This window comes from Nitrosospira sp. NpAV, from assembly GCF_000832065.1.
GTDB lineage: Bacteria > Pseudomonadota > Gammaproteobacteria > Burkholderiales > Nitrosomonadaceae > Nitrosospira.
Genome location: NZ_JXQM01000012.1, coordinates 69,641 through 92,603, shown reverse-complemented (window position 1 = coordinate 92,603; position 22,963 = coordinate 69,641). Strand labels below are relative to the sequence as shown.

Sequence of the window (22,963 nt, the reverse complement as noted above, 5' to 3'; positions counted from 1 at the left end):
AAGAACGGGTTATACCGGCCCCCCCACCCGAAGAGGAAGGAGATGAACACGAAGTCCTCGTAAAGCGCACATGCTGGGCCGGACGCAATTGTACGGGCAAGGCCTACAGCAAAAAATTCACGCACTGTCACAACTGCAAAAAAGCCGCAAGTGGCAAATCGCTAGGCGAGCCGGGAAATTGTGAGAATTGTTAAGATGCAATTGCCTTGGGGAATTTTTCGAATCAAGCGATCAGAAAAGGCAACACGACGCAATAAACAGGTCTTGATATTTGACATTGCCTGAAACGGCCAATGCTTATCCAGATCAAAGATAGATCAAATACAAGTCAATAAAAACACATTCTAGTTCTTAACAGATTTTGCCGCAGGAGGTAGCAGTCATGTCTCAGCGACGGCGGACAAGGTCGCCGGAAATGATAACGCCACAGGTCATGCGCCGCTCGCCTGGCTCGACTCCCATCCGACCATTCGGAGGGGGCTATCAATCGCCCATCCTCCAATTGCAACGAACATTAGGCAACAGACGTGTGGCGCAGTTAATTCGAGCCAGGCGTCTTACGCCACAAGGCAAGATTATCGGCCTCCAGCGAAAGCTGACTGTCGGCGCGGCGGACGATCAATACGAACAGGAAGCTGACCGCGTCGCCCGCCGGGTGATGAGCATGCCGGATATTGGCCTGGCAAATTCAATCCCGTCAACCCTCTCCCCGGAAGAGAAAACGACAGAAGAAGACAAGGAAAGAATACTGCAAACAAAGCCGCTGGCTGCAGAAATTACTCCATTCGTACAACGGCAAACGGAAAACAGCGAGGAATCGGAAGAGAAAGAAGTGCCGCTCCAGACTAAATCCAGTGAGTTGAGCAGAAAATCAGTGCGGCGGCAGACTATTCCAGAGGAAGAAGAAACCGAACCAATCCAGGCCAGATCGGCCAGATCACGGGGCGACAGCTTTGAAGCGGGAGATGAGATCGAATCCCGCATTAACCAAAGTAAAGGCGGGGGCAATCGATTACCCGGCACCGTGCGTGAGTACATGGAGCCGCGATTTGGAACGGATTTCAGTCATGTGCGCGTCCATACCGGCATTGAAGCGGCTCAGTTGAATCGGGATGTTGGCGCCAATGCATTCACGCACGGCTCCGATATTTACTATGGTGCGGGTAACACTCCAGAAAATCTGGAACTTACCGCTCACGAGCTCACACATGTGGTACAGCAGACGGGAAGCGTTTCATTGCAGGCAAAGCAGTTGAATGAGCGGTCAAAAGAGGTTTCCGTGCAGAGAACCATCGGTGACGGCCATGATTTGACCTCTCCGCGATTCTCCGGTGATGCTGTTCTGGAGGCTTGTTTCGATAACGAGCGGCTCTTGAGAGTCGGATCGCAAGGAGATGCCGTCAGTAAATTACAGCAGGCCTTGATAGATGCCGGGTTTCCTCTGCCAAAATTTGGTGTTGACGGAATATTCGGCAATGAAACGCGAACTGCTGTCCGTGATTTTCAACAAGCCTCAGGGATAACCATAGACGGACTCGTAGGACCCCAGACGATGGGTGCACTGGACACGCGTTTTAGTGGGCCTACACCCCCACCGACGCCACCGGGGCCTACTCCACCCGGGCCTACTCCGCCTGGGCCTACCCCGCCCGGACCTACCCCGCCCGGACCTACTCCGCCAGGACCTACTCCGCCCGGACCTACTCCGCCGGTACCACCGCCTCCCGAGACTATCACCAGCCAGACTGTCGTTACATCGCCGGGAGCGCGGACGAGAACGACGATCGGGGTGGGGGAGGAAGTTAATCTGACGCATGCACCAGGCAGCGCGGCTTGGACCACAACGAGCGGAACACTTTCCGCCGCTAATGGGGTCACCGTCATATTTACGGCGCCAGATACGGCGAAACGGATTACAGTAAATGCTGGCACGGCGACGATCTCGTTCGACGTGGTCGCCCCCACCTCTGTTGCCATGGATCGCGAACCGGGGACGGGCGTCAAGCATACGTTGAACCAAGCGGACTCTGGAATCCAGACACGGGTATTCCTGGGACCGGATACCGTGAACTTCAGCAGAGTAAGGTATCGCGAGCTAAATGTCGCCGGGGTTCCCACCACTCCCGGGGTTTATTCGTGCAATACTTTCAGCACAGGCCATTGCTCGGGAGCCACGGCCGGCGCTTGCCCGGATAAAGCGCTGACTGATACCGTAGTTGCCGGCAAGGGAACGCAATCTGTCCTTGGGGACTGCGCTTATTCGGGTCACTGCGGCACAGCACCACCGTTCGTGCCAGGAAGTATCACGGTAAATATTCCTTATGAATACAAAGTGGGTACCGGTGCGTTCCGCGCAATCAGAAATGTGGCGCAGATACACACACTGGATGCCGATGCTTCTACGCTGACTTCGAGTAAGGCCGGGGCAACTGGGTCAACTACGGTTGCTGCAGCGGGCGTTGTGATCCCGCAATGCCCTTGAGTGATATCAGATACTTCGGCTGGATACCTATAGGGCTTTTGATGGGAGCGATGTGTATATCAGCTTCATCGTTGGCGGACCGGCCGAAGTATAAGGGAACCGTTATGGACCTCATAGATGAGAAAGTGGCAGAGAAATTGGTCGCGTTCGAGATAGAGCAGGATCCTGCGCTGGTGCACGAGTCATTGGATATGATTGAAGCGGCTGAGCGTGATGTGTCAATCGGAGATATCACAGCGCGCAAACAAGCACTCGCGCAGCGGTTGCGCTTTTTTGCGGTGCTGGATCGGAATATTGATCCGATGTGGAATCCCGAGGATAAACCCGTGAAGGGCGCAGCTCCGCCACGATCGCACGGCGCAGTCTATGGCTCCGGCGAGGTGGATCCAGCAACAATCGCCGACCCGGCCATGCGCGCCGAGTATGAGCGGGCGCTACAGGCCAGCAAGGATTATGGAAGACGATATGACGTCCAGTTCCAACTTCGACGCATAGATGAGCGTGCCATGCGGTTTGTTGAGCGGTTCCTGGCTGAGAGGTACTCTGAATCACCGACAGACCGGCAGGAGTTGGAAGAACTGCTATCGGCAGCGCCCATCAATGACGCGCGCAAGAAGCAATTGCGATCCTTCTTTCCTAAGTAACGGTAGCCTGCATAGGATGGAATCGCGCCGCCAGACAAATCAAATCGATGGAATCGGACTTCAAAACAATTTATTTAATGGAATGATTCAATATGCCACAACATGTGTGTAACGGCGCTCTATTAACGTGCAGCTTTGGCATGGCACCCAGTCAACTGGCCGTTTTGCCCGTCAACAGAGTCAATACAAGCAGCCAACCCGCTGCCACCATCATGGACCATAAACCGATGGTGAATATCGCCCCATTCGGGATGTGCATGAGCCTAGCCAACCCGGCGGTGGCAGCCGCAACGTCAGCGGCGTTCGGCGTACTTACGCCGCAACCATGCATCCCGGCCACGGTAAGCCCGTGGGTGCCCGGTGCAGCAACCGTGCTGCTCGGCAACCAGCCGTCACTGGATAACACTTGTACGCTTAACTGTATGTGGGGCGGGATAATCCAGGTCGCAGTGCCGGGACAATTCACGGAACTTATTCCGTGACATTCTTGCGTCGCAAATGCGTGGGTTAAATAGGTAATCCATTAGCCTTCTCCTATGAAGACGTTGGCAACCGCATAATTCAGCCAGGTAAACATTTGGCCATTTTTACTTCTGACGGATTGGATTTCTCTGCAATTAACCCCCCTGTCTGTCGGGTACCGCACAGACCCCGGTTTCCCCTTCCCACATTCTTTTATTACTCGGCCGCATGATATGTTTAATGCTCAAAATTCGAATTCAGAACCATAAAATAGGCCAGGAAACAATATAAATGCCGCGAGCGGGCAAATGCCTTGAGCAGTGCAATGAAGATTTCTCAAATTGGTCTTAAAGGGGAAAAGTATGAATCAGGAAAGCCACCATGCTTACGATAATAAACCTAGCCCCCCACCAGAGGTTATCGCCTCAACCCGGGTGCCTGAGCTTGGTGGGATAAGCGATCATTTTACCCTTCTTGGAAACTCTTCCGCATTTTCACGGATGCTCGTTTTGATCGGCAAGTTGGCCAAAGTGAATGCCCCCGTTCTTATCGAGGGAGAAACTGGAACAGGAAAAGAAATGGTCGCCCGCGCCATGCACTATCGCGGCACTCGACGCGACCAGGCTTTCGTGCCGATAAATTGCGGCGCATTCCCCGAAAGCCTGATAGAGAGCGAACTCTTTGGTCATGTCAAGGGTGCCTTTACCGATGCTAGAACCGATCAGCCTGGGCTCGTGGAAACGGCCGCCGGAGGAACACTATTTCTCGACGAGGTCGATGCCCTCTCTCCGAGAGCGCAAGTCGCCTTGCTCCGTTTCCTGCAGGACGGTACGTATCGTCCCATCGGTGCTCGCGTCGAACGAAAAGTCGACATCCGCGTAATCGCTGCGACGAATTCGCGTCTGGACGACCTCGTCCAATCTCACGCTTTTCGCAGTGATCTGCTGTATCGGTTGCGAATTCTTGGGATGAAGCTACCGCCTCTTCGGGAACGGGATGACGATGCGATGCTGTTGGCAAACGTCTTTTTTGATCGCTGCAAAGCAAAATTTCATTGTGAAGCGCAGGAACTCGATCAGGAAAGTTGTAGCTGGTTTCGTCGTTACGCGTGGCCCGGCAATGTTCGTGAACTGGAAGGGCTTATCTATAGGGAAACGGTGGTTTGTGACGATACGACATTGCGCTTAACTTCCCCCGTACACTGCAGTTCCGACCGGCGGCATACTCTTGAGCGCCGCATGACAACCTATTGGGACACCACATACTCTGCTGCGAAATCCATGGTCCTGGAGCAATTCGAACGACATTATCTTGGCCAGTTGATGGAGCGAACCCACGGTAATGTCAGCCAGGCCGCCCGTCTCGCCGGGAAGGAACGGCGCGCCTTCGGTAAATTGCTGAAGAAACACGGGATCAACTGGTGTGAGGGCCAGGAACTATGATCTCAAAGGGCACGAGCATCAGCTTAGCCGACTTCCGGGTGTCGGAGATTCTTACGTTGAGATCTATCTGATTGCGACAGGTTCATCTCAAAAAATATCTTTGAGATACTGGTCTGTTTCTGAAAGTTATTAATTCCCGGAAAACTATGGCACAGTTATTGCTTGGGTTAATGCTATTGAAGCAACTGCCTACTCTGCTTGAATTATTAGGCGTTAAGCAGAATTGGGACGTTGCACCCAATACTTTTGCCTCAGCTGAGGTTCTACTCCGGACTTTAGTGACATGGTTTCAGACAACACACCGCCAGATCCCCGTCAGGAGATCATCGAGTATTTACGTGCCCATCCGTCCGCTGCGGACACCATGGATGGAATTATTCAGTGGTGGCTTATTCGTCAGCGTTACGAAACCGCCCGGGATATCATACAGAAAGCATTGGATGATCTTGTGGACCAGGGAATTCTCGACTACATAGAGACGGGTAACGATAAAAAAATTTTTCTATCGCCAACCCGTCCGAATCCGCGTCGAACAGGTCAATAAAAATACATATAAACAAATACCTAGTTAGGAACGTGGTGCCAGGAATCCGTTCCGCGTTATTGCCTCGCCTCGCGTCCCAAAACCGTACACCTCCACCCCGACTAATGGATTTAGGTTGGAGAGTTTTGAGAGTTACGTTTATCTGGGTCAGAAGTGATCTCATGGTGGGTAATATTTATGCACGGATTCATGTTTCCGGATTCCAGCCTGCGTAATTGTAATCGGCAGCAATAAATATCATTCAATCAGACTGTTAACCACAGGTTGTCTCAATAAATACAATCTCATTGGCCGGGCGAGTCCAGTGGGCTCGTACGTTCTTTTTCACCTTGTTCCAGATTAGCATGGGTCGGATTCTACCCAGATATTGTCCTTGAGGAAGGAACTGAAATGACAATAGATGCGACAAGTACCCAGACAAACTTTATCTGGCACCCATCTCACGCGCAGAAGGCAATGCTTAAGACATAATTCAACCGCGCCGCCAGGTGGTGCCCTGAGAGCCATCTTCCAGAACGATCCCGGCATCCAGCAATTCCTTGCGAATGCGGTCGGACTCGTTATAGTCTCTGTTCGTACGGGCAATGAGGCGCTGTTGAATCATCTGCTCAATGCGTTCCTGAGTAAATGCGGAGTTGCCCGCCGTCACGGCATCCTGGAAATATTGCTGGGTATCCTGTTGCAGCAGACCCAGCACACCACCCAGCGCTCTCATCAATGCCATATCCGTTGATGATCCGGTCTTGTTAATCTCGTTGGCAAGATCGAACAGCACGGCAATGGCATCCGGCGTGTTGAAATCGTCGTTCATCGCTTCTCTGAAACGACATGCCGAGGCCTCGTTCCAGTCTATCGCCGCCCTGGCGGCTTCCCTTACTTCACTTCCTTTCAGGGCCGTGTAGAGTCGGTCGAGGGCGCGTTTGGCATCTTCCAGATGCTGGTCGGAATAGTTCAGCGGGCTGCGGTAATGCGCACGCAGAATAAAAAACCGCACCACTTCCGGTTGGTAGCAGCTGAGTATTTCGCGCACGGTGAAGAAATTGCCAAGTGACTTGGACATTTTCTCATCATTGATACGCACAAAACCGTTGTGCATCCAGTAGTTGACGAAAGGATGCTCATGCGCACCCTCGCTTTGCGCAATTTCGTTTTCATGGTGGGGAAACTGCAAATCCTGTCCGCCGCCGTGTATATCGAAATGCTCACCCAGATAATGCTCGCTCATCGCCGAGCACTCGATATGCCAGCCGGGACGCCCCATTCCCCAGGGCGAATGCCACTGCGGCTCATCGGGCTTGGCGGCCTTCCATAATACGAAATCCAGAGGATCTTTCTTGTGTGGATCGATGAGTACGCGTTCGCCCGCTCGTAAATCATCAAGTGATTTTCCGGATAATTTCCCATAACCGGGAAATCGATGCACGGCATAATATACGTCGCCGTTGGCAGCGGCATAAGCAAGACCTTTATCGATCAGGGTGCGAATCATGGCAACCATTCTTTCCACATGCTCGGTAGCGCGTGGCTCACACGAAGGCGGCTCGACACCCAGCTTGGCGGCGTCTTCCCGCATCGCATGGGTAAAGCGGGTAGTTAGCGTTTCGATGGACTCGTTATTTTCTTGCGCACGCTTGATGATTTTATCGTCAACATCAGTGATGTTGCGCACATAAATCACGTTAAAACCGCTCGCCCGCAACCAGCGTACCACCATATCGAATACCACCATCATGCGTGCGTGCCCAAGGTGGCAATAGTCGTAAACCGTCATGCCACATACATACATCTTAACGTGGCCGGATGTCATGGGAACGAAGTCCTGCTTTTCCCTTGTAAGCGAATTATGGATCTTGAGCATCTGGTGAGATTGTGAAATGGACGGGCTTCTTGGTAGAATCGGCAGGCCTCTTGGCAGAAGCCGGAATATTCTGGGCTGGCTCGACAAAACCGGAGCAGTATATCACAATGATAACGCTAAATTTTCACCAGGCAAATGCGTCCATGGCAGCCTGTGCCGCCGCCCTGCTATTTGTGACTGCCACTACGTTTGCCGATGAAAACGAGGAAGTTGCCAAACTCTATAAGCAAGGCAATCTGGCCAAGGCACTGGAGCGAGCGGATACCTACCTTGCCATCAAACCCAAGGACGCCCAAATGCGCTTCCAGAAAGGGTTGATCCTCACCGAGCAAAACAGGATTGCCGATGCCGCCCGGGTATTTTCTTCACTAGCGGAAGATTACCCGGATATGCCCGAGCCACACAATAACCTTGCCGTGCTTTATGCCAGCCAGGGTCAGTATGATAAGGCGAGGATTGCGTTGGAGACCGCGATACGCACCCATCCCAGTTATTCCACCGCGCACGAGAATCTGGGTGATATTTATGCCAAAATGGCAAGTCAGGCATATGGCAAGGCTTTACAGTTGGACAAGGCTAATCTTGCCGCGCAGACCCGGCTTGCGATCATCAAGAATCTGACCCCAACAAGCAAATCCAGGGACATTCAACCCTCCGCCATCGCTGCAGGCAATCCATCGCCACCGGATCCGGAAAAAATTGCGGAGAAAGCGCCGGAAAAGGTTCCGACAAAAGCTGCTGAGAAATCCGCGCCTGAGAAAGCCGCCATTGCTGAAAAACCGGCAGCGCAAAAACCTGCGGTCGCGGAAAGCGGCTCCAATGAAGTCCTAAAAGCAATAAAAGCCTGGGCCAAGGCATGGTCTGACAAGGATGCCACCACATATCTCGCATTTTATGCAGGCGACTTCCATACCCCTCGCGGCACCTCGCGCCCGGCATGGGAGAAAAACCGCCGGGAGCGCATCGACAAACCAAAATCCATCCAGGTCGAAATCATTCATCCTAAAATCAGCTTTACCGATGCCACACACGCCAGGGTGAGCTTCAAGCAATCGTATCATTCGGACTCGATCAAGAGCACCACCACCAAGACCCTGGAGATGGTCAAAACAGGAAACGAATGGCTGATACAACAGGAGCGGCTCGGGCGATGAAACCCTCCATCCCCCTGGCTTCCCTGAAGCTGAATTGCATAACGGGGAGAACCGCGGCCAGCACGGCTATACTGGCGGCATGCTGCCTCGCAATTCCTGGCGTCCTGGCCAGTGAAAACTCGATCGTGACGGAACTATCCATGGCCGGACCGGAAACAGCGCTCGTCAAAAGCTTGCAGGAAATCGCGGAGAGACGCATGGACTCTGCTTTGAGCGGAATCGAGCAACTGCTTAAGACCAACCCTAACTTCCGCCTCGCGCAACTGATCAAGGGTGACTTGCTGCTGGCTCGCGCCCGCCCGATCAACGATATGGGCGATACGGGGGGCGTATCACAACAAGACCTCGCTGATCTGCGCGAGGAAGCACGCGCAAGGATGCAGCGTCATCAGGAATCGGTACCGCGCAATGTGACACCAAAGTATCTATTGCAAATGCAGCCGGAGCAGAAATACGCAATCATTGCCGATACCCGCAAATCCCGGCTTTATATGTACCAGAATGTTCGCGGGGAAGCCCGCTATCTCGCCGATTATTACATCAGCAGTGGCAAGAACGGGTCGCAGAAGCTGAAGGAGGGTGACAAGAAAACACCAGTCGGCGTATATTTCATCACCGCCAATCTCCCCCGTGAAAAACTCACGGATTTCTACGGCAGCGGCGCATTTCCCATCAATTATCCGAACGAATGGGACAGGCGCCATGGACGCAATGGTTATGGCATCTGGCTGCATGGAACGCCCTCGAACACTTACAGCCGCCCGCCTCGTGCCAGCGACGGTTGTGTGGTGCTCTCCAATCAGGATCTGGATAGGGTGGGCGCGACACTGCAAGTCGGCATTACTCCCGTCATCATCAGTGAAGAAGTGGAATGGGTAAAACCTGACGATGCGGCAGTGCTGCGCAACAAACTGATGCAGCATCTGGAAAGCTGGCGGCGTGATTGGGAGAGCGGAGATACCGATGCTTATATCCGGCATTACGGGCGCGATTTCTCCAGCGGCAACCAGGGCCTTGCTGAATGGGCGGAGCACAAACGCCAGGTGAATGCCGCCAAAAGCTGGATCAAGGTGGGCATCAGCAATGTTGGCATGTTTCTTTACCCGGGCAGAAACGACTTGGTAGTCGTCAATTTCGACCAGGAATATTCCAGCAACAACCTGTCCAACAAAATTAAAAAACGTCAATACTGGATGAAGGAAAACAACAAGGGCCCATGGCGAATTATCTATGAAAGCGCGGCATAGTTCCCATGTTATGATAAAAACGATCAATTAATTTCCCCTCTTACAGGAAACCCATGCATATCATCCGGCTTTTCGCTGTTCTTTCATTTCTTTTGAGCACGATCACAACGGCTTACGCTGCCAATCCCCAGGTTGAAATCAAAACTAATTTCGGCAGCGTAGTGCTGGAACTCTATCCGGATAAGGCGCCAAAGACGGTAGGAAATTTTCTGAACTATGTAAAGGATGGCTACTATACCGGTACGGTGTTTCACCGTGTCATCCCTGGATTCATGATTCAGGGCGGCGGGTTCGATAAGACCCTCAAGCAGAAGGCTACAAGGCAGCCTGTTGAAAATGAGGCAGCCAACGGCCTCAGGAATGACATCGGGACCGTTGCCATGGCTCGCACGTCGGACCCGCATTCGGCTTCGGCACAATTCTTTATCAACGTCGCCAACAACGCTTTTCTCAACCATACCGCGCCTACGCAACAGGGCTACGGCTATACCGTGTTTGGAAAAGTCGTGAAGGGAATGGAAATCGTCAACAGGATTGCCGACGCGCCAACCGGTGCGGCAGGGCCTTTCCCGAGCGATGTGCCTAACGTAACCGTGGTCATCGAAGAAATCAAACTCATCGCGGCAGAACCTGCTTCCGCGGCCAGCAACCCTACCAAATAAGGACAGACATGATCAAACTGCATACCAATCACGGCACCATCGCCCTTGAGCTGGACAGCGAGAAAGCTCCATTGACCGCTCAGAATTTTATCGACTATGTAAATAGCGGCCATTACGACAATACGGTATTTCATCGTGTGATTGACGGCTTCATGATTCAGGGAGGCGGTTTTGAGCCGGGAATGAAGCAGAAACAGACCCGCTCGCCGATTCAGAATGAAGCCGCCAATGGCCTAAAGAATGAAAAATATACCATCGCCATGGCACGTACCTCCGATGTACACTCTGCCTCCGCCCAGTTTTTTATCAATGTCGCCGATAATAATTTTCTCAATTACACTTCCTCGACTTCTCAGGGTTTCGGCTACTGCGTATTTGGCAAAGTCACGGAAGGCAAGGATGTGGTGGACCAGATCAAGAAAGTAAAAACAGGCGATCGTGGCGGACACCAGAACGTGCCGTTGGAAGACGTGGTGATACAGAAAGCGGAAGTGGTGCAATAACCCCCTCGTTGCGAAATGACCATGCACAAATTTTTCCTTTCGTTCGCGCTCACGGCAGCCCTGTCTGTCGCAACTCCCACCCTGCATGCCCTGCCTTTTGCGGATACCGTGATCAGCTTTAAAGGAGGCACCGGTTTCGGGATTGACGACGGAATTGCTGATGGGGAAGGTATTGATAGCCTGCAGGCGGTAACGGCTGCGATAAAGGCGCTGGATGGAACCATCGTCGCCTTGGGCGGCGCCACGGGATCTCCAGGCACCATTACCATGCGCTTCAGCAGTGGCGAAGTGCTCGATGGAACCGGTCCTGATCTCCGGTTCTACGATACTTTCAGCTTCCTGGACGGATTCAGCCTGGATATCAGCGCTGATGGAACCAGCTTCATCCACGCTTTTTCCCTTGCCGGAGATTTGCTGAATTTTTCATGCTCCCTCGCATCCCCGTGCGTGACGAATGTGGACATATCCGGTACTGGACTCGGCGAGATCAGCTACCTCAGGCTGACTGCCTCAGGCAACAGCGGACAAGGCTTTCCGGAAGCCTACACACTTGATGCCGTGGAAGCGCTCAATTTCCGTTCCTCCATCGCCGTTTCCGAACCTGGGATACTTGCGCTGCTTGCCCTGGCTGCCGCCGCACTGATGGTTATACGCCGCCGGAAAATATTGAGAAATCCTTTTCCAGGATTCTAAATACGTATGATAGATATTTTTTATTGGGGAAAATCATGTCCATTTTTCGACTTCTTGCAGCTATATCGATCAGTCTGTGGTTAGCAGCGCTCAGCGGGTGCGCGACTACCACCACGGGAGGCGCGGTGGGCGCGAACCGCTCTCAATTCATGCTTATTTCATCGGAACAACTGGAGCAAACAGCAGCGCAGGGTTACACCAAGATGAAAGCGGAAGCGACGGAAAAAGGCGCACTGAACCAGGACAGCAAAATGCTGCAGCGGGTACAGGCCATCGCCCGCCGGATTGAACCGCAAACCGGCGTATTCCGCCGGGATGCGCCCGGCTGGAAATGGGAAGTCAATATCATTGGCAGCGATCAGCTCAATGCTTTCTGCATGCCCGGCGGCAAGATCATGTTTTATTCCGGACTGATCAATCGCCTGAGATTGACTGACGAAGAGATTGCGGTGGTCATGGGGCATGAAATCGCCCATGCCTTGCGCGAGCATTCGCGTGAGCAGGTATCCCAGGCGATCGCCGCACAAGCGGCGATGGGCGTTGGTTCGGCGATGCTTGGCCTCGGTCAGAATGCGACCCAACTTGCCAATATCGGCTACGAAGCTCTGATAGCAACCCACTTTAGCCGTACCGACGAGGCGGAGGCCGATCGTATCGGCCTGGAACTGACCGCCCGCGCAGGCTACAATCCGCGTGCCGGAATAACCTTATGGCAAAAGATGATGAGCGCCAGTGGCGGCGCGCAACCACCCGAATTTCTGAGCAGCCATCCCGCCGACTCAACCCGGGTTCAGCAAATCGAATCATTGCTTCCAGTCGTTATGCCGCTCTATCAGGCCGCACGCCGCTAAGCAGCGTCACTATTGCACCTTGTGAAAAAAAACCGAGCCAGCAGACATGATGCTTGGCCCGGTTTTGTAGCGCAATCCGTTTGCGGTTTCTACCCGGCTACTTTGTCACCGTCACATTCACGGAAGCGGACGAAACGTTACCTGCCCCATCCTTTGTCACGACCTCAACGGTATGTGGGCCGGCCGCAACCTTGCGGAGATTCCAGTTATAGCCCAGCGTGCTTCCGCTTCCGGTCGCCTTCAACACTCCGTCGATATATACCGTTTGCGTGATGCCCGCAGCGCCGCTATCGTCGGTCGCGTTCACGCTGACGGGTACATTGGTGCCTGAAACATCTCCTGCCACCGGATTGATGATTTTTACCACTGGCGGCGTGGTGTCTTTGGGAACCGTTGTGGTGCCATTGGCCACATTCACCGCGACAACGGCCGAAGCCTTGGAATTGCCAGCTGCGTCGAATGCATAAGCAACCAGATTGGACATACCGTTGGGAGTGCCGCTTGAATCCCAGGTGAATCCGAACGGCGCCGAGGTATCGATAGCGACCGTGGTGCTGTTGACGCGCAGTTCGACACGGGTCACGCCCACGTTATCGGTCGCGATCACGTTCACGCTGGCCAGTCCCGTCACTGTTGCGCCGCCGATAGGCGCGGAGATGGAAACCGCCGGGGCCTGGGTATCCGGAGCCTCGGCAGTGGCCGCGGCCGCCTGTACCGCGCGTGCGGCATTCACTCGCCCATAGCCATAATAGGAATCGCGTCCGGCGGCGCCCAAGTCGACCGCCGTCGAGTACAGCAGGCTTTCGACTTGGGTGTTGGGCAACGTTGACTTGGCCGCCATCATGAGCGCAACCACGCCGGCTGTGACCGGACTGGCTACAGAAGTGCCGGAAACCGCCCCGTAACCACCCCCCTTGCTCGTCGTCCAGATCCCCGTACCCGGTGCGGCCATGGCCACATAACTACCATAGCTCGACCAGCTGGCTTTCATGTCATTGCCATCGGTAGCCGATACCGGAATCATCGCCGTGGTGGGCGTGAAATTTTCATTGATGCCGTTGTTGCCGGCAGCCACTATCACCAGCCCCCCCTTGTCCTTCATGTATTGCGCAGCACTGACCACGGCGGGCCTGCTGGGCTGGTTTGCAAAGCTGATGCTGGCAACGCGTATGCCGCGGTCAGCTGCATAGATCAAGCCATTGGCGATCATGCTGCTATAACCGCTGCCACTGAGGTCGGTAACGCGAATCGGCATGATCTTCGCTTGACCGGCCACCGAGGCAACACCAACACCGTTATTGCCGGCCGCTGCTGCCGCGCCTGCGACTTTGGTGCCGTGACCGTAAACGTCCGCTGTATTGGAGTTATTGTCATAGAAATTCCAGCCCGGCACCAGCCGGGTTGCAAGATCGGGATGGGTGCTATCGACACCCGAGTCCAGTATGGCAATGGTCACACCCGCGCCTTGGGAACTGTCCCAGGCCGAATTCGCGCCGATTTTTGGCAGATGCCATGCACTGCCATAATAGGGATCATTCGGCACAAGCTCGGGCGAATCACGATAATCGGGCTCCGCCAGCTTGATATGTGGATGGCGAGCCAGCCTTGCCGCGATCGCCTTTTCCGAGGCATCTCCCGGCAAATCCACGATGTACAGGTCGCTCTGGCCTATCTTCCTGCCCTTGCCGCCATGGGCACCAAGTATTTTTGCAAGCTCCTTTTCCGGCAATCCGGCGCGCGGCATCACCAGAATCCGCCCTTTTGCCCAGGTTTCGGAACCGTCCGATCGTGAGCCCTTGTCTTCCGGAGGGGCGGCGTTGGAAACCATCGAGGCTGTCATGCAACTGGTCAATACCAATGCCACGAAGCTGTGCCGGGCAAGACCGGGACGCCGTGAGCCAAAAAAGCCAGAGAGATTTTGTGTTGTAGCCCCCTCAACCGGACCCTCTATCCCGGCGGCAGGTAATGCAGGTTTGTTAATATTCATCCGTAGTTCCTCCTCGTGATAGGGAGGCGGAACCGCCTGGATAGGCCTGGAGAGAAAAACGCTCAGTAACCGGACTATGAAAATCCGCATCCGAACGTATTGCTTGATTCCCGTCAATTCACCACATTGACAAAGGAAGTGGCGTTATCTGGCAGTCCTGCCGTCCTGGGGCATATGCCCGGTAGACCGATGACTTTGCGCCCCCCGCTTTTGCGAGGTTTGCCCTTTACAGATCAAGAATTCTGGCGTTATCTTACATGAACCACGCTCGTTGCCCATTGGACTGAAGTACAACTCATGGGGCAAGCGAACGAGTCAGCCAGAAAGAAAGTATATCAGCAGATGCGACTGCCTCAAATTACTGCTAGCCGAATTAATTGAGGTACTAAACGTGGAGGAAACGATGCAGAGCGGGGATAATACCTAATTGCCATCGCAAAACAACGATTGCCGCAGGGCCGCTGCTCCTCCGCCGCCAATAAATAACAAACCCGCCGAAGCGGGTCTGTATGTTGAAACTGGGAAAGTTAATTATTTTTTCTGTCTGCGGGCTACGCCGAATCCCAATAGACCCAAGCCAAGAAGTGAGAGTGTCGCTGGCTCAGGTATAAGGACGGGAGGATCGCGGGGATCGCCGGGAACATTGAGTTCCGTTATACTTGTTCCATACTGAAAGCTGACATGCGAAATATCAGTGATCGACAAGCCATTTACCCCGGTCAGGACAAAAACGACCGTGTCTTGGACGAGAGGATCCTTGGACAATCCAGTGTTTGGATTGAAGCCCGATGCAGCCGAAATAATCCCGAAATTTATCCCATCGAGTGATGCTGGCTTATCCAGATCGGTGCCGGCAAGGCCATTATTGAAATTGCCGATATTTCCCGATAAGCCGCTGTTCAGATAGCCCGAGCTTGAAATTCCCCTGTCAGCACCACCGGTAAGCGAAGTCGCCTGATATCCAAACTCGCCGCCAACGTTCGTAAGGCCAGTGCAATTGACTAAATCACAGGCACCCAGAATAGACGACCCAGCGCCCACCGTCGCAGAAACCGGCGTCAGAAGAGGGTTACCCGTGAAATCCCAAAACAGACCGGTAAGAGTGCTGCCCGGTACATCCTGCCCGTTGTTCGAGGATGAGGTATTTTGCAAGGTGATTGTTAAATTGTTACCAACGATATTAAAAATAGCCGATGCGGCGACTGGAACACCTCCCGGGCCCGTCCCCGAACCCGTAAAGGTAATAGGAACCGCCATAGCGTCCAACGATGCAGCCGATGCTACAAGCATTCCCGCAAAGGCTACGGATAATTTTGAGTATTTCATTTTTTTTATGACTCCTGATAGTAAGCTACAAATATGTTTGACCCTCATTGCATATGAAGCAATTTGCGTGCCAGATTTTATAATAAAAATAAAACATTGATTTTAATTAAATTTAATCTCTTCCTATACTGATAATTCACATTTCAGTAAAAGCTCTCGACAACGAGATCCTCAAAAAGCCTGCGTCGCTTCTTTAAGCCTAGGTTGAGTTACTTTGTGAACTATTAAGGTTTTACGAGCGATGTTGTCTGCGTGGAGTGACCCTACCCGATAAATCGTACCAGTGGATTCAACCGGTCGGTCTTAACCCTATTGATTCTTGATTTGTGGAGGTGTGTAATGGTTACCAGGCGCAAGCGTGTCCTGATCGATGAATCGCGTAGCCAGTTACTGCGCCAATAGCCAGCAAACAACAAACCCGCCGAAGCGGGTCTGTACGTTGAAACTGTGAAAAGTTAATTATTTTTTCTGCCTGCGGGCTACGCCGAATCCCAACAGGCCCAAGCCAAGAAGCGAGAGTGTCGCTGGCTCAGGTATAAGGACGGGGGGATTACCAGAATCGTAGTTCCCAAACGCGAAGCCGCTATCGGAGCAACTGGTTGAGGTTCCACAGTTTCCCGCGGTAGTGAGACTCTGCAAATGAGCGCCCAATTGACCGGAACCCGCATCATTGGATTGAGCCACCGGGGCATTGGTAAACAATGCCGTGGTGAAATTACCCACATTGTTGGTCATGGTGAAGGTCAGGTTCTGACTGTTGGTAACGTCAGCTGCGTTGGGCGGACCTGCCGGATCCAACGTTTCAAACATAAAGGAAGTTCCTCCCGCCCCCTGTACAGTTGCCGGCGAGTTTACAGTCCAGCCTGTAGGATCGAAACCACTGAAGCTGTAGTCGCTTGCAAGCCCACTCATATTAAAATAGAACTCATCCAGCTTGACATCCGGGTGAGCGGGCGAGTTGATGTCAATCGTCCAGAAAGCCTGGTTAGAAGTAGTATCACCTGTAATAGTGACGTTCATGATCAGGTTATCCGGGTTATTCAGACGAATGTCCCCCGTAAGCACGCCATCAATGGTGAAGGGAATGGAGTGAGCCAGGGGCGCAGACAGTCCCAGTGTTAAAGCAAGTACAGAAGCAGATATATATGAAGATTTAGAAAAATAAAATTTTTTCATCGCAGACTCCCCAGGTAAAAACTACATCAGATATTGGTTTTCCCAACTAGATATAAGCAATTTACATGCCTGGTGAATAAGCAATTACAAGTCACTAATTTTAATATCTATTTAATTTTATCTCGACTGATTATCTACATTATTGTAAAGATATCCGACAAGAAGGCAGGGAGTCCTGCATAGCCTCGCGCAGTCTCATCTAAACTACTAAGCTATTACGGTTTTATTAGCAGTAATGTCTGCAGCACTCACTATCGCCGAAGCATAATTGGCTGCATTTTAAGAGTCTTGCCTATCGGATGGGATACACCCTGACGATTCAAGGGACGTTAGCAAGAGGACATACTGCTCACGAGCCGGCAACCCGTCATTTTGCGACACCCGTCACATGTGCGGGTGCCTGAACTCATAATAGTGGTATGTTAGGGTATTGATTCTGCGGTTGAGCAATCAGGCTTGTCGTTACGAAGATGGGCTCGGTATCGGAATGTAAACAATTTCGACGAAAAATAGGATCGTAAAAGTATACGGAGCCTTCCATTTTTAAGCATCAGGGCTGCCGCTTGGGTAGACCAAATAAAAACCGGACCCTATGATGCCTGGTCCGGTTATGTGGATGCGGCCATCCACTCGCAACGCTACCTGATCACCGTTACATTCACGGAAGCAGACGAGGCATTGCCCGCTTTATCCTTCGCCACTGCCCGGATGGTGTGCGTTCCGGCTGCGACACTTTTGGGACGGGTATTCCAGTTGTAACCCAGCGTGCTGCCGCTTCCGGTAGCCTTTAGCACCCCATCAATATAGAGCATTTGCGTGATGCCCGCAGCGCCGCTATTGTCGGCTGCATTTAAGCTGATGACGACGTTACCGGAGACATTGCCCGCGACTGGATTGATAATTTTCACCACTGGCGGCGTGGTGTCTTTGGCAACCGTTACGGTTCCGTTGGCCACATTCACCGCGACAGCGGCCGAAGCCTTGGAATTGCCGGCTGCGTCGAATGCATAAGCAACCAGATTGGCCACGCCATTCGGGGTGCCCCTTGAATCCCAGGTGAATCCGAACGGCGCCGTGGTATCGATGGCGACCGTGGTGCTGTTGACCCGCAGTTCAACACGGGTCACGCCCACATTATCGGTCGCGACCACATTCACGCCGACCAGTCCCGTCACCGTTGCGCCGCCAAGGGGTGCCGAGATGGAGATTGCCGGAGCTTGAGTATCTGCAGTCTGAGTAGTGCCCACGGCGGTCTGCACCGCGCGTGCGGCATTCACCCGCCCATAGCCATAATAGGAATCGCGTCCGGCGGCGCCCAAGTCGACCGCCGTTGAGTACAGCAGACTTTCGACCTGGGTGTTGAGCAGCGTTGACTTGGCCGCCATTATGAGTGCGACCACACCGGCGGCAACCGGGCTGGATACTGAAGTACCGGAGGCCGCTCCGTAACCCCCTCCTCTGCTCGTCGTCCAGATCCCCGTACCCGGTGCGGCCATGGCCACATAACTACCATAGCTCGACCAACTGGTTTTCATGTCACTGCCATCGGTAGCCGATACCGGAATCATCGCCGTGGTGGGCGTGAAATTTTCATTGATGCCGTTGTTGCCGGCGGCAACCACCACCAGTCCCCCCTTACTCTTCATGTATTGCGCGGCGCTCACCACGACGGACCTGCTGGGCTGGTTTGCAAAACTGATATTGGCAACGCGTACTCCTCGGTCAGCTGCATAGATCAAGCCATTGGCAATCATGCTGCTATAACCGCTGCCGCTGAGGTCGGTAACGCGGATCGGCATGATCTTCGTCTGAACCGCAACCGAAGTAACACCTATGCCATTATTGCCGGCCGCTGCAGCTGCCCCTGCTACCTGAGTACCGTGACCATAAACATCCGATGTATTGGAATTATTATCATGGAAATTCCAGCCCGGCACCATCCGTGGCGCGAGATCGGGATGGGCGCTATCGACACCCGAGTCCAGTATGGCAATGGTCACACCCACGCCTTGGGAACGATCCCAGGCCAAATTAGCACCGATTTTTGGCAGATGCCATGCGCTGCCATAGTAAGGATCATTCGGTACAAATTCGGGTGACTCACGATAGTCAAGTTCTGCGAACTTGAAATGGGGACTATGCGCAAGCCTTGCCGCGACCGCCTTTTCCGAGGCATTACCCGGCAAGTCCACGATATACAGATCGCTCTGGCCGATTTTCCTGCCTTTGCCGCCGTGGGCGTCGAGTATTTTTGCGAGCTCCTCTTCCGGCAGTCCGGCGCGCGGCATGACCAGAATCCGCCCCTTTGCCCATGTCTCGGAACCCGGAGACCGCGGCCCCGCGTCCGCCGGAGGTGCTGCATCAGAAACCGCGGGGATAATCATGCAACCGGTCAGCACCAGCGCCACGATCCTGCGCAGGGCGTGACTGAGAAGCCATGAATCGGGAATAATGTTTAATAGTACGGCGCCTGAAGCCGGACCCTCTATGTCGGCAGCAGTCAATGCGCGTTTAATGATGTTCATGTTTCAATTCCTCCTCTAATTTTTTCCTAATTTTGAGAATTCCTACCTAAAGAATCTATGGAAGCGGCAAACGGCATGGGCTGGAAATAATGGGGCGAAGCCGGAGAAATCCGCTCGAGAACCCGCTGGTCCACAAGCCAAGGTTGGAATATCCTTGCTTGAAGACCGGGAAATAGACCTGACAGGGGATTGCCCGCTATGGGCCGAAGAAGGAAAACTGGACGGAATGGCCCTGAATGAGCTCTTATGATATTGATACACACAAATCCGGATCTTGATCCGGATTACTCAAAGATCAGCTTGAATATCGCATCCAGGAACTACCGTGTCTTGCCACCCTTTGAATCCCTCTTTTTTCGCTATTGTTTTGTTATGGTTCTTCTGTATTTCTTATCTGCGGTAGCTCCTTCATACTTTACCGAACGCTCGGGCTATGCGATATAAGCATTTATCATGCCAGAATAATTAACTACCATAAAACAATAGCTTAAGGATAAGCAAGGAGGAAAAGCAAGATATTATTGTTGCTTTTCAGCAACATAATATTGATGGGTTAATATAACTCATTGATGAAATTGAGAATTTCATGTCGTCAAATAGCGACGGACAAGTACAAACCAATGCATGACTACGATTTTTATGCCCGCATACCTCACCGGCTTGCGGGATGACGTGCTTTGAACGCCACTGGATACCGGTTTCGCCCGTATGACGTCTTTTGCTTGCTCGCCGGAACGAATGGCTTAGTGCACCGGGACGCGGACGAATGTTCCTGTCACACCCACCATGCCGGGTTCAGGCAGGGCTTCGATCCGTCCGCCCTCGAATCGGGCTTGCTGCAATTGCATTGCCGCAACCCAGTTAAGCCAGTCCGCGAACGGTACCGCACTAAACATCACCTGAACCTGGTTTGCATCCGCCGCATCGAGGCTGACCAATGCATGGGATAATCCCGCGGCATCCATATGGAATTGCATCAGCGTGCGCAGATCCTCGGGTGACGCTGCCCGGGGTGGGGTGGCACGCAGGCTTTCATGCTCGGACGCCTGTTGTTCAAGGCGGGCTGACTGTGCCCGAAGCAGCGGAACATTGGCACGCAACTGAGTACGTGCCCGGTCTGCTTCGGTTACCAACCATAGATACAGGGTTATACCCACGACAATAGCCAATCCGACAATAAGCAGCCGCTCGCGCGGTGCACGCGATTCCCAGAGTTTAAGAATCCGTGCTCTCATGACGCCCTTAGGTTGATGACGACCACTCCAGTTCCCATTCCAGCCGGAACCGGCGAAACATCCACGTTCAGTCCGCTTTCCCGCAAGCGCGCAACCACATGCCGCATTGCCGCTTCGTCGAGCGCGACGAGTTCCAGCGTCATCCGCGTATTCTCGTAGGTAATGGCACGCAAGCTGCCCGGAGCCAATTCCTTCAGACTCACTGCTGCCATTTCGATCATCGGCAAGAAATCGCTGCTATCGGATACGCCGGCGGAATGACGGGCCTCGGCGAGTTTACGGCGCATTTGCAGCGCCGGATCCACCACCGCGACCGCATCCGGAAAGATAGCACGAAACCGCGACTCCATATGCTGGCGCAATGCCCGCTGTTCGTTGGCAAGCAACGTCCAGTCGACGACAAGCGCAATGGCATGAAGCACCAGCGCACCCCCCACGATCCAGGCCGTCAGCCGCAGGCGCGCCATCAATCCTGAAAATACGCGCCAGCGCTTGCGCTCCTGCAACAGGTTGACATTGGCATCCAGCGACCCCTTCCGCCAGTTCCAGTCTCCCTCGAGGCGGATGGCGACGCCAAGTTCGCGCTGCCAAGCGTCGATATCCGGCGTTAAGATGGGCTCTCCAGCCAGCTGCTCCGCTGGCACCATGGTATAGAGTGCGATGGATGCCGGCCGGGCCCCGTGCGTTGCAGCTTCTTCAAGCATGAGCTGCAGAGACAATGGAGGCGACGCCCGGTTACCGCAATCGGTCGCGGCGCCTTCAAGCTCGCCGATGCGTACAAACCCTTCGCGGCCATCCCAGGCGAGACTCCATTCTCCCGCCACCCACGGCAACAACAATGTTTCACAGCCAATCTCATCAACCCGTATCCCAGCCGCGCCAAGCACATCGAGCCAATGCTGCAGCCGCTTCTTGTCGAAAACCGCAAGTACGTCGTCGTCTCCCGTGTTACCGATCCAGCTTACTTGATTGGCATCCGGCTCGCGCAGAGTTTCCTCTTCAATTGCAAAAGCCAGCATGGCGCTTGTGCGGTGCCGGGCCGTGCCGGGTAAACGGGTGCGCGTGAGCAAAACCTGGGTGGCGGGTAGGATCAACCGTACGTGCCCGGCGCGGGTATCCCTGGTACATTGCAGCAGATCCACAAGCTGTTCCTCTAACGGTCCCTCACCTGTAATGGGCTCGTGATCATTCTTAATACATACCCATTCGCATCTCTGCGCTTCATCCAGAAGCTGGCAATAAATTCTAAGCAAGCTCATAAGTATTTACGCCAGATGATGGCGGGCCATCCCGCATCCATGCGGGCGAGCAGTACCATGCCTTGGGCCTGTGCGTCACCCATCGTTACGCGCAGCGTCGCCATGAAATAATCGCTGCTTATGCTGACGTCGTTGTCTTCCACCACGGCGCCCTGGGGAAGCCGATTAAGAAAATCGGCATCATCACGAAAATAGGCGCGCTGGCGCTGCTCGACCAGCGTGCGCGCACCGTTAATACCCAGGCCCTCTATCATGGCGGCCAGAACCTCCGGTGGTGCGGTATTCACGTTGATACGGGTAAAACGCGGCAGTGCCGTCACAAACGGGTGCAGGCGTGCACGCGCAGAACTGTCAAAACCGCGGACCAGCGCGAGTTCAGCCACGTCGGTCAGTGGCCGGTTGGAAGCAAGATAAGGCGGATTCAGTCTGAGATAGTACTCATCTTCCGCACCCTCCTGCGGCTGTGGCGCGCTGTCGGCATCCATCCAGTCGACAAGGGCATCGGCGAGCGCGACCGGCAGATTCAGAAGCGCCAGCAGGCGCTTGAAGCGAGCAAGATACGTGGCGCTGACTTTTCCATCCTGCACTAGGTTATTGAGATTGAACATGCCCTGCTGGTCATCAATATGGCTCACAAGCTCGCCTTTCTCGATGGGCATCACAGGCATTCGCAAAGCCCATGCTTCACCCAGATGATCAACATTGCTTAAGCGGCGGTCATCGCTCAATACGGCGCGAATCCAATCCACACCGGCTTGCACCATGACTTGCGCCTGAACATATTCGTTTGTGAGTTGATTGTGCCGCAACCAGATACTTTGCGGGACGATTATTGCAATCGCCGCTATCGCGGCAAGCGCTACGACACCCATGGCGAGTACAACGGCCACACCACGTTGCGCTACTCTCATGG

General features: G+C 53.6%; 20 protein-coding genes and 1 riboswitch. Of the genes, 12 read left to right on the top strand and 8 right to left on the bottom strand.

Translation table 11 applies throughout. The annotated features are described in order from the left end of the window. The 6 genes from SQ11_RS17870 to SQ11_RS08545 all read left to right on the top strand — a co-directional run. Positions 1–194 (top strand): hypothetical protein (locus SQ11_RS17870; RefSeq protein ID WP_232297941.1); only part of this gene is annotated, 194 nt, incomplete at its 5' end. Between the two features lie 188 nt (positions 195–382). Beyond that, on the top strand, positions 383–2,482 hold the full coding sequence (locus tag SQ11_RS16430; protein ID WP_084226787.1) for a DUF4157 domain-containing protein: 2,100 nt from the start codon (positions 383–385) through the stop codon (positions 2,480–2,482). A gap of 104 nt (positions 2,483–2,586) precedes the next feature. Then, complete coding sequence (locus tag SQ11_RS08560) at positions 2,587–3,126, top strand: hypothetical protein (protein WP_041513742.1); 540 nt, start codon at positions 2,587–2,589, stop codon at positions 3,124–3,126. A 92-nt stretch (positions 3,127–3,218) separates the two neighbouring features. After that, positions 3,219–3,608, top strand: coding sequence for a DUF4280 domain-containing protein (locus SQ11_RS16790; RefSeq protein WP_084226786.1), 390 nt, complete (start codon positions 3,219–3,221; stop codon positions 3,606–3,608). Between the two features lie 342 nt (positions 3,609–3,950). Continuing rightward, positions 3,951–5,030, top strand: coding sequence for a sigma 54-interacting transcriptional regulator (locus tag SQ11_RS08550; protein ID WP_084226785.1), 1,080 nt, complete (start codon positions 3,951–3,953; stop codon positions 5,028–5,030). Between the two features lie 283 nt (positions 5,031–5,313). Then, a complete protein-coding gene (locus tag SQ11_RS08545; protein WP_041513740.1) occupies positions 5,314–5,574 on the top strand; it encodes a hypothetical protein in 261 nt (86 codons plus the stop codon). 472 nt (positions 5,575–6,046) lie between these two features. On the opposite strand, the gene cysS is transcribed toward SQ11_RS08545, so the two are convergent. Then, a complete protein-coding gene (gene cysS, locus SQ11_RS08540; RefSeq protein WP_041513739.1) occupies positions 6,047–7,432 on the bottom strand; it encodes a cysteine--tRNA ligase in 1,386 nt (461 codons plus the stop codon). 107 nt (positions 7,433–7,539) lie between these two features. Between cysS and SQ11_RS08535 the strand changes: the two genes are divergently transcribed. Genes SQ11_RS08535 through SQ11_RS08510 form a run of 6 tightly spaced genes read left to right on the top strand, consistent with a single transcriptional unit; the run spans position 7,540 to position 12,542 of the window. After that, on the top strand, positions 7,540–8,586 hold the full coding sequence (locus SQ11_RS08535) for a tetratricopeptide repeat protein (protein ID WP_041513756.1): 1,047 nt from the start codon (positions 7,540–7,542) through the stop codon (positions 8,584–8,586). Continuing rightward, positions 8,553–9,833 (top strand): murein L,D-transpeptidase family protein, encoded by a 1,281-nt coding sequence (locus SQ11_RS08530; RefSeq protein ID WP_232297939.1) that lies wholly within the window; start codon positions 8,553–8,555, stop codon positions 9,831–9,833. The genes SQ11_RS08535 and SQ11_RS08530 overlap by 34 nt, the downstream gene beginning before the upstream one ends. 53 nt (positions 9,834–9,886) lie before the next feature. Further along, complete coding sequence (locus SQ11_RS08525) at positions 9,887–10,495, top strand: peptidylprolyl isomerase (protein ID WP_041513737.1); 609 nt, start codon at positions 9,887–9,889, stop codon at positions 10,493–10,495. Positions 10,496–10,503: 8 nt separating this feature from the next. After that, the gene (locus SQ11_RS08520; protein WP_041513736.1) at positions 10,504–10,998 is read left to right on the top strand and encodes a peptidylprolyl isomerase; all 495 of its coding nucleotides are present in this window, start codon (positions 10,504–10,506) and stop codon (positions 10,996–10,998) included. 21 nt (positions 10,999–11,019) lie between these two features. After that, the gene (locus SQ11_RS08515) at positions 11,020–11,691 is read left to right on the top strand and encodes a PEP-CTERM sorting domain-containing protein (RefSeq protein WP_156972449.1); all 672 of its coding nucleotides are present in this window, start codon (positions 11,020–11,022) and stop codon (positions 11,689–11,691) included. 35 nt (positions 11,692–11,726) lie between these two features. After that, on the top strand, positions 11,727–12,542 hold the full coding sequence (locus SQ11_RS08510) for a M48 family metallopeptidase (RefSeq protein ID WP_041513734.1): 816 nt from the start codon (positions 11,727–11,729) through the stop codon (positions 12,540–12,542). Between the two features lie 97 nt (positions 12,543–12,639). On the opposite strand, the gene SQ11_RS08505 is transcribed toward SQ11_RS08510, so the two are convergent. The 7 genes from SQ11_RS08505 to gspK all read right to left on the bottom strand — a co-directional run bounded on the left by SQ11_RS08505 (position 12,640) and on the right by gspK (position 22,961). After that, the gene (locus SQ11_RS08505) at positions 12,640–14,529 is read right to left on the bottom strand and encodes a S8 family serine peptidase (RefSeq protein WP_041513733.1); all 1,890 of its coding nucleotides are present in this window, start codon (positions 14,527–14,529) and stop codon (positions 12,640–12,642) included. 147 nt (positions 14,530–14,676) lie between these two features. Next, a riboswitch (cyclic di-GMP riboswitch) is annotated at positions 14,677–14,763 on the bottom strand. Between the two features lie 297 nt (positions 14,764–15,060). Further along, positions 15,061–15,855 carry an XDD4 family exosortase-dependent surface protein gene (locus SQ11_RS08500; protein WP_041513732.1) on the bottom strand — a complete coding sequence of 265 codons (795 nt, stop codon included), beginning with the start codon at positions 15,853–15,855 and terminating at the stop codon, positions 15,061–15,063. Between the two features lie 459 nt (positions 15,856–16,314). Next, complete coding sequence (locus SQ11_RS08495) at positions 16,315–17,031, bottom strand: PEP-CTERM sorting domain-containing protein (protein WP_041513731.1); 717 nt, start codon at positions 17,029–17,031, stop codon at positions 16,315–16,317. Positions 17,032–17,669: 638 nt separating this feature from the next. Then, the gene (locus tag SQ11_RS08490) at positions 17,670–19,556 is read right to left on the bottom strand and encodes a S8 family serine peptidase (protein WP_041513730.1); all 1,887 of its coding nucleotides are present in this window, start codon (positions 19,554–19,556) and stop codon (positions 17,670–17,672) included. 743 nt (positions 19,557–20,299) lie between these two features. Then, positions 20,300–20,791, bottom strand: coding sequence for a type II secretion system protein M (locus tag SQ11_RS08480; protein WP_041513728.1), 492 nt, complete (start codon positions 20,789–20,791; stop codon positions 20,300–20,302). Next, positions 20,788–22,050, bottom strand: coding sequence for a type II secretion system protein GspL (gspL, locus tag SQ11_RS08475; protein WP_052494102.1), 1,263 nt, complete (start codon positions 22,048–22,050; stop codon positions 20,788–20,790). Before gspL ends, SQ11_RS08480 begins: the two co-directional genes overlap by 4 nt. Further along, a complete protein-coding gene (gspK, locus tag SQ11_RS08470) occupies positions 22,047–22,961 on the bottom strand; it encodes a type II secretion system minor pseudopilin GspK (protein ID WP_041513727.1) in 915 nt (304 codons plus the stop codon). Before gspK ends, gspL begins: the two co-directional genes overlap by 4 nt. Between the last annotated feature and the right edge of the window lie 2 nt (positions 22,962–22,963).

Coding starts and splice junctions, on each gene's coding strand:
- SQ11_RS16430 (WP_084226787.1), top strand. CDS start 383: ATGTCTCAGCGACGGCGGACAAGGTCGCCGGAAATGATAACGCCACAG.
- SQ11_RS08560 (WP_041513742.1), top strand. CDS start 2,587: ATGGACCTCATAGATGAGAAAGTGGCAGAGAAATTGGTCGCGTTCGAG.
- SQ11_RS16790 (WP_084226786.1), top strand. CDS start 3,219: ATGCCACAACATGTGTGTAACGGCGCTCTATTAACGTGCAGCTTTGGC.
- SQ11_RS08550 (WP_084226785.1), top strand. CDS start 3,951: ATGAATCAGGAAAGCCACCATGCTTACGATAATAAACCTAGCCCCCCA.
- SQ11_RS08545 (WP_041513740.1), top strand. CDS start 5,314: ATGGTTTCAGACAACACACCGCCAGATCCCCGTCAGGAGATCATCGAG.
- cysS (WP_041513739.1), bottom strand. CDS start 7,432: ATGCTCAAGATCCATAATTCGCTTACAAGGGAAAAGCAGGACTTCGTT.
- SQ11_RS08535 (WP_041513756.1), top strand. CDS start 7,540: ATGATAACGCTAAATTTTCACCAGGCAAATGCGTCCATGGCAGCCTGT.
- SQ11_RS08530 (WP_232297939.1), top strand. CDS start 8,553: ATGGCTGATACAACAGGAGCGGCTCGGGCGATGAAACCCTCCATCCCC.
- SQ11_RS08525 (WP_041513737.1), top strand. CDS start 9,887: ATGCATATCATCCGGCTTTTCGCTGTTCTTTCATTTCTTTTGAGCACG.
- SQ11_RS08520 (WP_041513736.1), top strand. CDS start 10,504: ATGATCAAACTGCATACCAATCACGGCACCATCGCCCTTGAGCTGGAC.
- SQ11_RS08515 (WP_156972449.1), top strand. CDS start 11,020: ATGCACAAATTTTTCCTTTCGTTCGCGCTCACGGCAGCCCTGTCTGTC.
- SQ11_RS08510 (WP_041513734.1), top strand. CDS start 11,727: ATGTCCATTTTTCGACTTCTTGCAGCTATATCGATCAGTCTGTGGTTA.
- SQ11_RS08505 (WP_041513733.1), bottom strand. CDS start 14,529: ATGAATATTAACAAACCTGCATTACCTGCCGCCGGGATAGAGGGTCCG.
- SQ11_RS08500 (WP_041513732.1), bottom strand. CDS start 15,855: ATGAAATACTCAAAATTATCCGTAGCCTTTGCGGGAATGCTTGTAGCA.
- SQ11_RS08495 (WP_041513731.1), bottom strand. CDS start 17,031: ATGAAAAAATTTTATTTTTCTAAATCTTCATATATATCTGCTTCTGTA.
- SQ11_RS08490 (WP_041513730.1), bottom strand. CDS start 19,556: ATGAACATCATTAAACGCGCATTGACTGCTGCCGACATAGAGGGTCCG.
- SQ11_RS08480 (WP_041513728.1), bottom strand. CDS start 20,791: ATGAGAGCACGGATTCTTAAACTCTGGGAATCGCGTGCACCGCGCGAG.
- gspL (WP_052494102.1), bottom strand. CDS start 22,050: ATGAGCTTGCTTAGAATTTATTGCCAGCTTCTGGATGAAGCGCAGAGA.
- gspK (WP_041513727.1), bottom strand. CDS start 22,961: ATGAGAGTAGCGCAACGTGGTGTGGCCGTTGTACTCGCCATGGGTGTC.